Source organism: Pseudomonas sp. Larv2_ips (assembly GCF_963879675.1).
GTDB lineage: Bacteria > Pseudomonadota > Gammaproteobacteria > Pseudomonadales > Pseudomonadaceae > Aquipseudomonas.
Map to the genome: position 1 here is coordinate 322,596 of NZ_CAWOAW010000031.1, position 12,681 is coordinate 335,276.

General features: G+C 61.3%; 9 protein-coding genes and 1 pseudogene. 2 read left to right on the top strand and 8 right to left on the bottom strand.

Translation table 11 applies throughout. From position 1 onward, the window contains the following. Positions 1-8: 8 nt before the first annotated feature. From aroB to pilM, 6 genes and pseudogenes are all read right to left on the bottom strand, one after another. A complete protein-coding gene (gene aroB / locus AACV02_RS27035; RefSeq protein ID WP_119738049.1) occupies positions 9-1,109 on the bottom strand; it encodes a 3-dehydroquinate synthase in 1,101 nt (366 codons plus the stop codon). A 124-nt stretch (positions 1,110-1,233) separates the two neighbouring features. Next, entirely contained in the window at positions 1,234-1,752 is a 519-nt protein-coding gene (aroK, locus tag AACV02_RS27040) for a shikimate kinase AroK (RefSeq protein ID WP_017138567.1), read from the bottom strand. A gap of 4 nt (positions 1,753-1,756) precedes the next feature. After that, positions 1,757-3,010: pseudogene (locus AACV02_RS27045) on the bottom strand (type IV pilus secretin PilQ); the annotation flags it as partial. Positions 3,011-3,151: 141 nt separating this feature from the next. Next, entirely contained in the window at positions 3,152-4,123 is a 972-nt protein-coding gene (locus AACV02_RS27050; protein WP_119738053.1) for a pilus assembly protein PilP, read from the bottom strand. Beyond that, the gene (locus AACV02_RS27055) at positions 4,120-4,671 is read right to left on the bottom strand and encodes a PilN domain-containing protein (RefSeq protein WP_106577526.1); all 552 of its coding nucleotides are present in this window, start codon (positions 4,669-4,671) and stop codon (positions 4,120-4,122) included. The genes AACV02_RS27050 and AACV02_RS27055 overlap by 4 nt, the downstream gene beginning before the upstream one ends. Continuing rightward, on the bottom strand, positions 4,671-5,324 hold the full coding sequence (pilM, locus tag AACV02_RS27060) for a type IV pilus assembly protein PilM (RefSeq protein ID WP_119738393.1): 654 nt from the start codon (positions 5,322-5,324) through the stop codon (positions 4,671-4,673). The genes AACV02_RS27055 and pilM overlap by 1 nt, the downstream gene beginning before the upstream one ends. A 221-nt stretch (positions 5,325-5,545) precedes the next feature. Between pilM and AACV02_RS27065 the strand changes: the two genes are divergently transcribed. Next, positions 5,546-8,011: a penicillin-binding protein 1A gene (locus tag AACV02_RS27065; RefSeq protein WP_372239723.1), complete on the top strand. Its 2,466-nt coding sequence runs from the start codon at positions 5,546-5,548 to the stop codon at positions 8,009-8,011. A gap of 211 nt (positions 8,012-8,222) precedes the next feature. Here the strand turns inward: AACV02_RS27065 and AACV02_RS27070 are convergent, their stop codons facing one another. Both AACV02_RS27070 and rpmE read right to left on the bottom strand, forming a co-directional pair. Next, entirely contained in the window at positions 8,223-9,491 is a 1,269-nt protein-coding gene (locus tag AACV02_RS27070) for a malic enzyme-like NAD(P)-binding protein (RefSeq protein WP_071497103.1), read from the bottom strand. A gap of 287 nt (positions 9,492-9,778) precedes the next feature. Then, a complete protein-coding gene (rpmE, locus tag AACV02_RS27075; protein WP_049710411.1) occupies positions 9,779-10,009 on the bottom strand; it encodes a 50S ribosomal protein L31 in 231 nt (76 codons plus the stop codon). A gap of 437 nt (positions 10,010-10,446) precedes the next feature. On the opposite strand from rpmE, the gene AACV02_RS27080 reads away from it, so the two are divergent. Beyond that, on the top strand, positions 10,447-12,666 hold the full coding sequence (locus AACV02_RS27080; RefSeq protein ID WP_119738057.1) for a primosomal protein N': 2,220 nt from the start codon (positions 10,447-10,449) through the stop codon (positions 12,664-12,666). Positions 12,667-12,681: the final 15 nt, after the last annotated feature.

The following is a 12,681-nucleotide window of genomic DNA, read 5'->3' on the forward strand; positions in this document are numbered from 1 at the left end:
GGATCTTATTAACCTTTAAGCTGGGCCAGGGCGCGGTAATCCGCTCCCAGCGTGGCCTGTAAAATCTCTTTCGGATAATCGTCGGTCACTACCGCTTCGCCCATGTGGCGCAGCAGCACCAGTCGTAGGCGACCGTCGATCACTTTCTTGTCTATTGCCATATGTTCGAGGAAATCCGCCTCGGTCATCTCCTGAGGAGGAATAACCGGCAAACCGGCGCGCTGGAACAGGCGAATACCCCGATCCCGCTCCTGGGCACTGATCCAGCCCAGGCGTTGCGACATCTCCAACGCCATCACTGTGCCAGCCGCTACGGCTTCCCCATGCAACCACACACCATAGCCCATGTGCGTTTCGATCGCATGGCCGAAGGTGTGACCCAGGTTCAAGGTGGCGCGTACGCCGGACTCCCGCTCGTCGGCATTTACCACCAGCGCCTTGGCGGCGCAGGAGCGTGAAATCGCCTCGGTCAGTGCCACCTGATCCAGAGCGCGCAGGGCGTCCATATGCTCTTCAAGCCAGGTCAGGAACGGCTCGTCGCAGATCAGCCCGTACTTGATGACTTCCGCCAGGCCCGCCGACAGCTCGCGCGGTGGCAGGGTGTTCAGCGTCGCGGTGTCGATCAGCACGGCCTGGGGCTGATAGAACGCACCCACCATGTTCTTGCCCAGCGGGTGGTTGATGCCGGTCTTGCCACCGACCGACGAATCGACCTGGGACAACAAGGTGGTCGGCACCTGGATAAAGTCCACGCCGCGCTGGTAACAGGCCGCCGCAAAGCCGGCCATGTCGCCGATCACACCGCCGCCCAGGGCGACGACGGTGGTCCGGCGGTCATGACGCGCAGTCAGCAGGCCATCAAAGATCAGTTGCAGGGTTTCCCAGTTCTTGTGGGCCTCGCCGTCAGGCAGGATCACCGAAATCACCGAGTACGCCGCAAGGCTGCGGCTCAGGCGCTCAAGATACAGCGGCGCGACCGTTTCATTGGAGATGATCGCCACTTGCCGACCGGCAATATGCGGGGCAAGCAACTCGGGCTGGTCCAACAAACCTTCGCCAATATGGATTGGGTAGCTGCGCTCGCCTAGATCGACCTTAAGTGTCTGCATGTGTCCCCGCGTGAAGATGGATATACGATCGGCAACGCTCAGATCTGACGCTGCCTGATGGCTCTACGCCACACCTCAAAGGCTGTTAGCGCGCCGCCGAGAATAGCGCATTTCGGGTCTGGCTTTAACGGGGTGGCAGCTGCTGTAAACGCTCGAGAATGTCGAGAACGACCATTCGCGGCGGCCGCTCATCGGTTTCCACCACCAGATCGGCAATTTCCCGATACAGCGGATCGCGCAGCGTCAGCAAATCCCGCAGGGTTTTTGCCGGGTCGGCAGTGCGTAACAACGGGCGATTCCGGTCGCGGGCGGTGCGGCCCACTTGCTGCTCGACCGACGCATGCAGGTAGACCACGCGCCCACCGGCATGCAGCGCCCGGCGGTTTTCATCGCGCATCACAGCGCCGCCGCCGGTGGCCAATACCACGCCGTCGCAACCGCACAGCTCGGCAATCATCGCCTGCTCGCGGTCGCGAAAGCCCAGTTCGCCTTCCTTATCGAAGATCCATGGGATATTGGCGCCCGTGCGCAATTCAATTTCCTTGTCGGAATCTTTGAATGGCAGGCGCAGCTCTTTGGCCAGCAAACGGCCGATGGTGCTTTTTCCAGCGCCCATCGGTCCTACAAGAATCAAATTTCGCACAGAATCAACGACTCACAGCAATCGCCTGGTTATTCATAATACGCGGAGTCAGGAATACCAGCAGCTCGGATTTTCTTTCCGCCATCACATCGCGCCGGAAAAGGCGGCCAAGATACGGCACATCGCCTAAAAATGGCACTTTATCTACCACTTTGCTCTGGGTATTGGAGAAAACGCCACCGATGACGATGGTCTCGCCATCCTTGACCAGCACCTTGGCGTTGACTTCGTTTTTCTTGATCGGTGGCACGTCATTGAGCTTGTTCAGGTAGTCGGGCTCATCCTTGGTCACCTTGACCTCCATGATCACCCAGCCATCAGGGGTGATTTGCGGGGTCACTTCCAGCGATAGCGAAGCTTCCTTGAACGACACTGAAGTGGCGCCACTGGAGCTGGATTCCTGATAGGGAATCTCGGTGCCCTTGAGGATCCGTGCCGTTTCCTTGTCGGAAGTGACCACCTTGGGCTGTGAGACGATTTCGCCGTTGCCGGTTTTCTCCATGGCCGTCAATTCAAGGTCCAGCAACAGGTTGTTGGTGATATAGGCGATGCCCAAGCCCGATGTGCCGGTGAGCGCCCCCATGTCGACAAATGGCGAACTGACAGGGTTCTGCGGTGGCTCGGCACCGGCGGCCAAGGGTTTGCTGATGCCCCCAGCGCCCCAATTGGCACGGTTGAGTCGCCCTCCCCAGCGCACGCCGAGGCTTTTGTCATAATCAACATTGGCCTCGACGATCCGCGCCTCGATCATCACTTGGCGCACCGGGACGTCCAGTTGCGCCACAATCCGGCGCAGCTCTTCGAGGCGCTCGCCAGTCTGGTAGGCAATGATGTTATTGGTGCGGTCATCCACTGCCACGGAACCGCGCTCATCGCCGGCGCCTTCAAGGCCTGTCACCGACTGGAACAGCTTGGCCAGGTCCGCCGCCTTGGCGTAGTTGACCTGCAACAGCTCGCGGCGCAAAGGCGCCAGCTCGGCCATCTGCCTGCGCGATTCCAGCGTGAGCAATTCACGCGCCGCCAGCTCATCGGCAGGTGCCACCAGCAAAACGCCGGCCTTCACGCGCTTATCCAGCCCCTTGGTCTGCAATACCAGGTCCAGCGCCTGGTCCCAGGGCACGTCCTTGAGCCGCAAGGTAATGGAGCCTTGCACTTCATCGCTGGCAACCAGGTTGAGCCCGGCAACATCGGCAATCTGCTGCAGTACCGCGCGCACATCGATGTTCTGGAAGTTGAGGTTCAGTTTGGCGCCGTTATAGGTGCCTGGCGCCGCGCTGCCAGGCGGCGGCAGCTGGATAAGGTCCACACGATTGGGCACAGCGAACGCCGTCGGTGCCGTGAACGCTATCCATAGCGCCACACCGAAGGACGAGAAAGTCCATTTCATTGTTTGATTCCGTTATGAGTTGAGTTTCAACACGAGGGTTCGCGGGCGCTCCAGCCACGCGCCCTGTTTATCGGGGAACAGCTCTGCCAGCTCGATGTAGTCGTCATGAATCGCCGTGACCTTGCCGTGGTTCGGCCCCAGGTAGTCGCCAACGGCCAGCCGGTGCACCGTGGAGGCCACACGCAACAGCGCAAAGTTCTGCTCACCACGAGACAGCGTACCGACCATCTCGAACTGGTCGATGGCGACCTTTTCCAGGGCGCCGCGGACTCGGGCAAGGTCGGGCGCCAGCACCGGGCGTCCGGGCAGGTGATCAACCTGCAATGCAACCGGCTGGAACGGGTCGCGCAGGGAAAATGCGTCGTAGACGAATGCTGGCCCCGACTCGAAAACCGAGTCAGGTTCGCCGCGCAGCGACGTGCTGCGGTAGGTCTTCACCAACATGCCGAGGCGCAGCAACGACCCTTCAGAACGAAGCGTGATGTCATGCACGGTAACGATCCGGGACAAGCCGCCCAACGCACTCACGAAGGTAGCCAGGTCGTGGTAGGCCCCAACCACATCGACCTGCACCGGCTCCTCGATGTAAAACGGCCGAGTTTGCTCGTCCAGCACCGTGACACCTTCGACCACCACGCCGTTGGCAGCCACCAGCCGCGCAATTTCATCCAGCAGGGCCGGCATGTCGGGTGTGCCAGACAAATGCCCTAAGGCCCCGCCGTTTTTTTCCTGCATCACCTGAGCCGGGTGGGCACCGCCCTCAAGGCGGGAGGCCAGATCGACTTTCTGCGCGAGCACCTGTTGTAAGACCTCTTCCTGCGCCTCCCGCTCGTGCAAACGCTCGCGTGACGGGCTCAAATAAACGCAATCGCCCACCACCAGCACCAAGCCTGCCAGCGCACAGCCCAGCAGAAGCTTGCCCGGCAAGGGCCATTTCGAAGCGTTGTGAGAGAACGTGGAAAAGTCGAGCCTGGGCAGGCTCAAGGCTGAGCCTCGGTGGATTCCCCCTGGCGCACCATCAACTGGAATTCGTTACCGCCCCGCTCGCCCTCTGCTCGCACATGCTGCAGCCGAGTGGCGTGGGTGCCCTGCGAGGCTTCCAGGCGGCGCATCAGTTGAGCAATGTCCTGGCTGGACTCGGCACTGCCGCTGACGCTGATGGTGTCGCCATTCGCCACCACTTCATGCAGATGGACACCCTCGGGCACCGCGCGGGCCAGCTGATCAAACATCTGGGCGCTGGAAGAGCGGGCATCATGCAGGTCCTGCACGACTTTCATGCGCGCGGCCAGTTGCTGGCTTTGCTCCTGCAAGTCGCCGATGGTCTTGATGCGCGAATCAACGACAGTCACTTCTTTGCTCAGGTGGTTATTGCGTGCGCCCTGCCGGTCGATGGCCTGGTCGATCACCTGGTCCGCCAGCCATAACGCCGCGAAGGCCGCACAGGCAAACGCCAGCAAAAACATCAGAAAGTATTTGCGACGCCGGTCCGCCAGGGCTTGGCGCCAGGGCAAAAGGTTGATTCTTGTCATCAAGCGAAACTCCTCAGGGCCAACCCGCAAGCAATTCCCATCCCGTGGGCATCCACGGCCCATTGTGTGCCATCGACTTGATGACCCGGCGTGAAGCTGGCGAAATCCTGACTGCAAGCGCGCTCCAATGCAAACCCTTCGACATCCACCACCCGCGTCACGAGCCCCGCCAGGGCCAAAACCGCAGTGCGAGCCTCGACTTGCTCCCTCAGGCAGGCAGCCAGTAAAACCTCGACCCGGGCCGGATCCTGGGCCGAAGGGCCACGCACCTGAAAATCGATGGCCACCTCATCCAGCGGGTAAGGAATGTACTGGTCGGCTTCCATCTGGATCTTCCACACCATCTCTTCATCACTGAGCCCTGCCTCCATGTCGATGACCCGCGTGATGACCGACGGGCCCGCTACAGCGACCGCCGCCTGCCGTGCGGACGTGCGTAGCCGGGATAACGCCAGTTGCAAGGCTCGCCCTGCCTCTTCAAGGTCCAACAAAGTGCCATCGACCATCGCATTCGGCGGCAACATTTGGGCGCTGTAGCCCTGCACCTGGTAACCCGCGGCCGAACGGCCCAGTTCTATCAGCTTGATGCCCGTGTCATTGATGTCGACACCCAGCAGGGTGTCGGTTTTGCGCCTGAAAAATCCCTTTCTCATAAAACTCCCCAAAACTTTGCCTGTCATACCGCCTGATTACCGCCGGCCACCGTGCATTCGGTCGACTTGTTTGAGTGGCGTGAATGACGCCCCAAGCCGAAAAATGCTTTAATGCCCAGCGTTTTTTCCCGCTATTTATCTGCTGCTCGGGTCGATCCATCGTTTGCCATGCATGCCCCGACGCCTAACTCATTCTTTTCTCTGGAAATCCAAAAGCCTTGATTCGTCTGCTGAAGTTTTTCGGGTACTCCATTGTCGCGATCGTCTGCGGGCTGCTGCTCGTACTCAGCGGTGCCTACCTCTACCTTAGTCCGGGTTTGCCTTCCGTAGAGGCACTCAGAAGTATCCAGTTGCAGATTCCTTTGCGGGTCTACAGCAGCGACGAAAAACTGATCGCGGAGTTCGGCGAGATGCGCCGCACACCGATCCGTTTCGCCGACATTCCACCCAATTTCATCAATGCTCTGCTGTCGGCAGAAGACGATAATTTCGCCAATCACTACGGCGTTGACCCCAGCAGTCTGGTGCGTGCGGCTACCCAGCTGGTAAAAAGCGGACACATTCAATCCGGTGGCAGCACCATCACCATGCAGGTGGCGAAGAACTTCTTCCTCACCAGCGAGCGCAGTTTTTCGCGCAAGGCCACTGAAATCCTGCTGGCCCTGCAGATCGAACGCCAGCTGACCAAGGACGAGATCCTTGAGCTGTACGTGAACAAGATCTACCTGGGTAACCGCGCCTACGGCATCGAAGCGGCGTCGCAGGTCTACTACGGCAAGTCGATTCGTGATGCCAGCCTGGCGCAAATGGCAATGATTGCCGGCCTGCCCAAGGCCCCTTCGCGCTTTAACCCGCTGGCCAACCCGGCGCGCAGCAAAGAGCGCCGCGACTGGATCCTCGGCCGCATGTACAAGCTGGGCAAGATCGACCAGGCCGCCTATGAAAGCGCCGTGGCCGAACCGCTGAATGCCAGCTACCACGTGCCGACACCGGAGGTGAACGCACCGTATATCGCTGAAATGGCGCGCGCCGAGATGGTCGGCCGTTATGGCAGCGAGGCCTACACCGAAGGCTTCCGCGTGACCACGACCGTTCCCAGCAACTTGCAGGAAATTGCCAACAACTCGGTACGCGATGGCCTCGTCACCTATGACCAGCGCCACGGCTACCGCGGCCCCGAATCCCGCCTGCCCGGCAAGACGTTGAGCGCCTGGACCACTGAACTGGGCAAACAGCGCCCGATCAGCGGCCTGGAACCCGCCATCGTCACCCAAGTGAAGAAAGATGGCGTGCAGGTGCTGACCCGCTCTGGCGAAGCGCATGTGGCGTGGGACAGCATGAAGTGGGCACGCCCCTTCCTGAACACCAACAGCATGGGCCCGATGCCCAAGCAGCCCTCGGACGTGGCGCAGGTGGGTGATTTGATCCGCGTGCAACGCCAGAAAGACGACAGCCTGAAATTCAGCCAGGTCCCTGTGGCCCAAGGCGCGCTGGTGTCCCTGGACCCGCAGAACGGTGCGATCCGCGCCCTGGTCGGCGGTTTTGCCTTCGAGCAGAGCAACTACAACCGTGCGACCCAGGCCAAGCGCCAGCCGGGCTCGAGCTTCAAGCCGTTCGTCTACAGCGCCGCACTGGATAACGGCTACACCGCCGCCAGCCTGGTCAACGACGCCCCGATCGTGTTTGTCGACGAGTACCTGGACAAGGTCTGGCGCCCGAAGAACGACACCAACACCTTCCTCGGCCCGATCCGCATCCGCGAGGCGCTGTACAAGTCGCGTAACCTGGTGTCGATCCGCCTGCTGCAGGCAATGGGCGTCGGCAAAACCATCGACTACATGACGCGTTTCGGCTTCAACAAGTCGGACCTGCCGCCCAACCTGTCCCTGGCGCTGGGCACCGCGACCCTCACGCCGATGGAAATCGCCACGGGCTGGAGCACCTTTGCCAACGGCGGCTATAAGATCTCACCGTACCTGATCGACAAAATCGAAAGCCGCAATGGCGACACCCTGTTTACCGCCAACCCTCCGCGCGTACCGGGTGACGTGGTCAACGGCGTGGCGGCGCCTGATGGCATCGCGGCGCCCAGCAACGGCGGCATCACCATCGAGCCGACACCGGGCGCAGCGCCAGCCACACCGAACACTGCCGCCGCAAACGAGCCACAAACGCCCGCAGTCGCTGAACGCGTAGTGGATGGCCGCACCACGTATATCCTCAACAGCATCCTGGAAGACGTGATCAAGAAAGGCACCGGCCGTCGCGCCCTGGCGCTGGGCCGTGCGGACATTGCCGGCAAGACCGGTACCACCAACGACTCCAAGGACGCCTGGTTCTCCGGCTACAACGCCGACTACGTGACCACCGTGTGGACCGGCTACGACCAGCCGGAAAGCCTGGGTCGCCGCGAGTTTGGTGGCACCGTCGCGTTGCCGATCTGGATGAGCTACATGGGCGCGGCCTTGAAGGACAAGCCGTTGCACACCCAGCCTGAGCCGGAAGGCATTCTCAGCCTGCGCATTGACCCGGTGAGTGGCCGTGCGGCTTCGCCAAGCACGCCGAACGCGTACTTCGAGCTGTTCAAGAGCGAAGACACGCCGCCGTCGGTCAACGAACTGGGCAATGGTGTTGCACCGGGCAGCCCGCTGCCGGCGGATGAAGGGGCGCCGATCGATTTGTTCTGATCGCGACCGCGAGCTGACGGGGTGCAAAATGTGGGAGGGGGCTTGCCCCCGATAGCGAACTTCCAGCCAATGAAGCTGCTGACTGATACACCGCAATCGGGGGCAAGCCCCCTCCCACATCTGGATTCCTACGCAGCTCCAGTTAATCGCAGGCAATAAAAAAGCCCCGACTCGCAAGAGCCGGGGCTTTTTGTTGGTGCGCTACAACGGCTTAGCCGTTGAACACATCATCCACGCTTTGCAGCGGGTAGTGCTTCGGATACGGCAGGGTCGCCACACCGGTCTCGATAGCGGCTTTGGCCACGGCATCGGAGATCAGGGTGATCAGGCGCTTATCCATTGGTTTCGGAATGATGTACTCACGGCCGAATTCCAGCTTGATGCCACCGTAGGCGTCGCACACTTCCTGAGGCACCGGCAGCTTGGCCAGTTCACGCAGGGCGTTGGCGGCAGCGACTTTCATCTCTTCGTTGATGCGCTTGGCGCGAACGTCCAGGGCACCGCGGAAGATGAATGGGAAGCCCAGTACGTTGTTGACCTGGTTCGGGTAGTCCGAACGGCCGGTGGCCATGATCACGTCGTTACGGGTGGCGTGTGCCAGTTCCGGGGAGATCTCCGGATCAGGGTTGGAGCAGGCGAACACGATCGGGTTGGCCGCCATGGACTTGAGGCCTTCGGCGCTCAGCAGGTTCGGGCCAGACAGGCCGACGAACACGTCTGCACCGTCAAGGGCGTCAGCCAGGGTGCGCTTGTCGGTCGCGTGGGCAAACATCGCCTTGTACTGGTTCAGGTCGGTACGCTCGGACTGAACAACGCCCTTGCTGTCGACCATGAAGATGTTTTCCAGCTTGGCGCCCATGCTCACCAGCAATTTCATGCAGGAGATGGCTGCAGCGCCGGCACCCAGGCAGACGATCTGCGCGTCAGCCAGGGTTTTGCCGGCGATTTCCAGGGCGTTGATCATGCCGGCCGCGGTAACGATCGCGGTGCCGTGCTGGTCATCGTGGAATACCGGAATGTCGCACTGCTCGATCAGGGCCTTTTCGATCTCGAAGCACTCAGGTGCCTTGATGTCTTCCAGGTTGATGCCACCGAACGTGATGGAAATGCGCTTTACGGTGTCGATGAAAGCCTGCGGGCTTTCGGAGTCGACTTCGATGTCGAAAACGTCGATGCCGGCAAAGCGCTTGAACAGCACGCCCTTACCTTCCATGACTGGCTTGGAAGCCAATGGGCCAAGGTTGCCCAGGCCGAGAATCGCGGTGCCATCGGAAATCACTGCAACCAGGTTGCCTTTGCCGGTGTACTTGTACGCCAGTTCAGGGTCGCGGGCGATTTCACGTACGGGCTCGGCAACGCCAGGGCTGTAGGCCAGCGACAGGTCGCGGGCGGTGGCAGTGGCTTTGGTGAGCTCTACACTCAGCTTTCCTGGACGAGGATGGGCATGATATTCGAGAGCGGCAGTTTTCAAATCAGACATATCGGCATTCCGCTTTTACTGTTGGTCGACGGACCGCCGAGGATACGCGTGTCGCAAAGTCCCTACAAGACTGGGCAGTCACAGGTGTCAAGGGCCCTGCGCTACGACTTTTGGCCAAGAGCCACGGGATACAAGGGCTCAACTGTTCACAATCGCATCAAAAAATGTCTACAATTTTTTTATTAAAATCGATTTGAATCACGCGCAGCCAAATTGCAGGCACAAAAAAGGCGTCCCAAAGGACGCCTTCTTCAACAGCTGACAAAAACCCGGAGGGCTTTTGAGCCTTACTCTGCTGGAGTAGCAGGCTTCTTGCCGAAAGCACCAAAGCGATCTGCGAAGCGCTGTACACGGCCGCCGGTGTCCAGAGTTTTCTGCTTACCGGTGTAGAACGGGTGGCACTCGTTGCATACGTCAGTACCCAGTGGCTTGCACAGGTTCGAACGTGTTTCGAACTTGTTGCCGCAGCTGCAGGTTACTTCGATGGTTTCGTACGCTGGATGGATATCGGCTTTCATGGTGACTTCCTCGGGCTAGCGTGCCGCCACTCGACACTATTGTCGAATACCGCACGTAATTAGGCCGCGGATTCTACCAGACCTTTTTAAACGCGCAAGCGGCGCTTCCGGCCGATTTCCCACATATGAGCCCCTTTCATCAGAAAAACTGCCGGTTCACCACGATCAATGTGGGAGCCGGGCGTGTTGTGGCGAGCAGGCTTGCCCTGCGCTGGGCTGCAAAGCAGCCCCAATAGGCCAATGGTGTTTTTGCAGTCAAAACTCGCTGTAGGCATCGGGGCCGCTGCGCGCCCCAACGCAGGGCAAGCCTGCTCGCCACGATAGGCCCGGTTCCCACAGAAGTGCTGGCTGCTGCAGCAGAGACGGGACACCTCTACCGCAGGTCTGCTAGGCTCCCGCCCCTGCGCCACCGCCTGCCTTTATATGAGATTCCCCGCGTGCCCGACGCCATTTTGCGCCTAGCCCTGCCCTCGCCCCTGCGCCGTCTGTTCGACTACCGAGCCCCCGCCGGCGTGCTGCGGGCGCAGTTGCAGCCAGGCATGCGCGTGCGCGTGCCGTTCGGGCGCCGAGAAATGATCGGCATTCTGGTCGAAGTCGCCGACCACAGCGAAGTGCCCGCAGAAAAGCTCAAGCCCGCCATAGCCATCCTCGACACCACTGCGCCGCTGCCACCGGCCCTGTTCAAGCTGTGCCTGTGGACCGCTCAGTATTATCAGCACAGCCTGGGCGATACGTTGAGCTGGGCGCTGCCGGTGCTGCTGCGTCAGGGCGAGCTGGCCGAAGCACGCCAGGAGCGCTTCTGGTCGATGGTGCCCGGCGCGCGCCTCGATGACCCGCGCATCGCCCGCGCGCCGCGCCAGCGTGAAGCCCTGGCCACGCTGGCGCAGCATCCCCACGGCGTGGCGCATCAGCTATTGAGCAAGCTGATGCTGAGCAAGGACAGCCTCGACCTGCTGCTGGCCAAGGGCCTGGTGCAGGTGGAAATCCGCAAGCACGCTCCCGACCCACGCCACGAACACTGGCTGGCCCAGCCCGAACTGCCGCTGAACACCGAGCAACGTGCTGCTTATGAAGCGATCCGCGCAGGCTTCGACAGTTTCCACGCGTTCCTGCTGGCGGGCGTGACGGGCAGCGGCAAGACCGAAGTCTATCTGCAGCTCATCCGCGAAACCCTGCAGGCCGGCAAGCAGGCGCTGGTGCTGATCCCCGAGATCAACCTGGGCCCGCAAACCCTGGCGCGTTTCGAGCAGCGCTTCAACGCGCGCATCGCCCTGGTGCACTCGGCGGTCAACGACCGCGAACGCCTGGAGTCCTGGTTGGCCGCGCGGGACGGCGAAGCCGACATTATTATCGGCACCCGCTCGGCGCTGTTCACGCCGATGAAGAACCCCGGGCTGATCATCATCGACGAGGAGCACGACGGCTCCTATAAACAGCAGGAAGGCCTGCGCTACCACGCCCGCGATCTGGCGCTGGTGCGCGCACGCCAGGAAGACATCCCGATTGTGCTGGGCTCGGCCACGCCGTCCCTGGAAAGCCTGCACAACGCCTACACCGGCCGGTACGGACTCCTTCGTTTGAATGAGCGTGCAGGCGGCGCCAAGCAGCCGCGCTTCCTGCGCCTGGATGTAAAAAGCCGTCCACTGGACAGCGGCATTTCCGGACCGATGCAGCAAGCCATCGGCCAGACCCTCGCCGCCGGCCAGCAAGTGCTGGTGTTTCTCAACCGCCGAGGGTTTGCGCCGACGTTGCTGTGCCATGACTGCGGCTGGATGTCCGAGTGCGAGCGCTGCGATGCGCGCATGACCGTGCACCAGCGCCACGGCGAGCTGCGCTGCCATCATTGCGGCCATGTGGAGCGGGTGCCGCGCCACTGCCCGCAGTGCGGCAAAGTGGATTTGCGCCCAGTGGGTGCGGGCACCGAGCGCGCCGAAGAGCGCCTGGGCATTCTGTTCCCGGACTACCCGGTGCTGCGGGTCGACCGCGACAGCACTTCGCGCAAAGACGCGATGAACCAGCTGTTCGCGACCATCCAGAAAGGCCAGCCGTGCATCCTGATCGGCACGCAGATGCTTGCCAAAGGGCACCATTTTCCGCGGGTGACGCTGGTGTCGATCCTGGATGCCGACGGCGGCCTGTTCTCCGGTGATTTTCGCGCCAGCGAGCGCATGGCGCAGCTGATCGTGCAGGTCGCAGGCCGCGCCGGGCGCGCTGAAGAGCCGGGCAAAGTGATTATCCAGACCCACCTGGCCGACCATCCGCTGCTGATCCAGCTGACAGAACAAGGCTATTTCGCCTTCGCCGAGCAGGCGCTGAGTGAACGCCGCTCTGCCGGCTTGCCGCCCTTCTCTCACCTTGCCCTGCTGCGGGCCGAGGCCCATAAACCGGGGCAGGCGGAAGGTTTTCTGGATGAGGCATGCAGCGCCGCCGAACGTTTGCTCGGCGAACTGGGTCTGACCGGCATCGAATTGCTCGGCCCGGTGCCTGCACCTATGGAACGCCGCGCCGGGCGTTATCGCGCTCAGCTACTCTTGCAGGCAACCTCCCGCGCGCCCCTGCATCGGCTATTAAGTAGCTGGTTGCTTGCTCTGGAGCAAATGCCCAGTGGCCGCCAGGTGCGATGGTCGTTGGATGTGGACCCGGTAGATTTGTATTGATAGCAAAACCGCTAT

Bases quoted from the DNA above. Each gene is read 5' to 3' on its own strand.
- aroB (WP_119738049.1), bottom strand. From the start codon at position 1,109: ATGCAGACACTTAAGGTCGATCTAGGCGAGCGCAGCTACCCAATCCAT.
- AACV02_RS27055 (WP_106577526.1), bottom strand. From the start codon at position 4,671: ATGACAAGAATCAACCTTTTGCCCTGGCGCCAAGCCCTGGCGGACCGG.
- pilM (WP_119738393.1), bottom strand. From the start codon at position 5,324: ATGAGAAAGGGATTTTTCAGGCGCAAAACCGACACCCTGCTGGGTGTC.
- AACV02_RS27070 (WP_071497103.1), bottom strand. From the start codon at position 9,491: ATGTCTGATTTGAAAACTGCCGCTCTCGAATATCATGCCCATCCTCGT.
- rpmE (WP_049710411.1), bottom strand. From the start codon at position 10,009: ATGAAAGCCGATATCCATCCAGCGTACGAAACCATCGAAGTAACCTGC.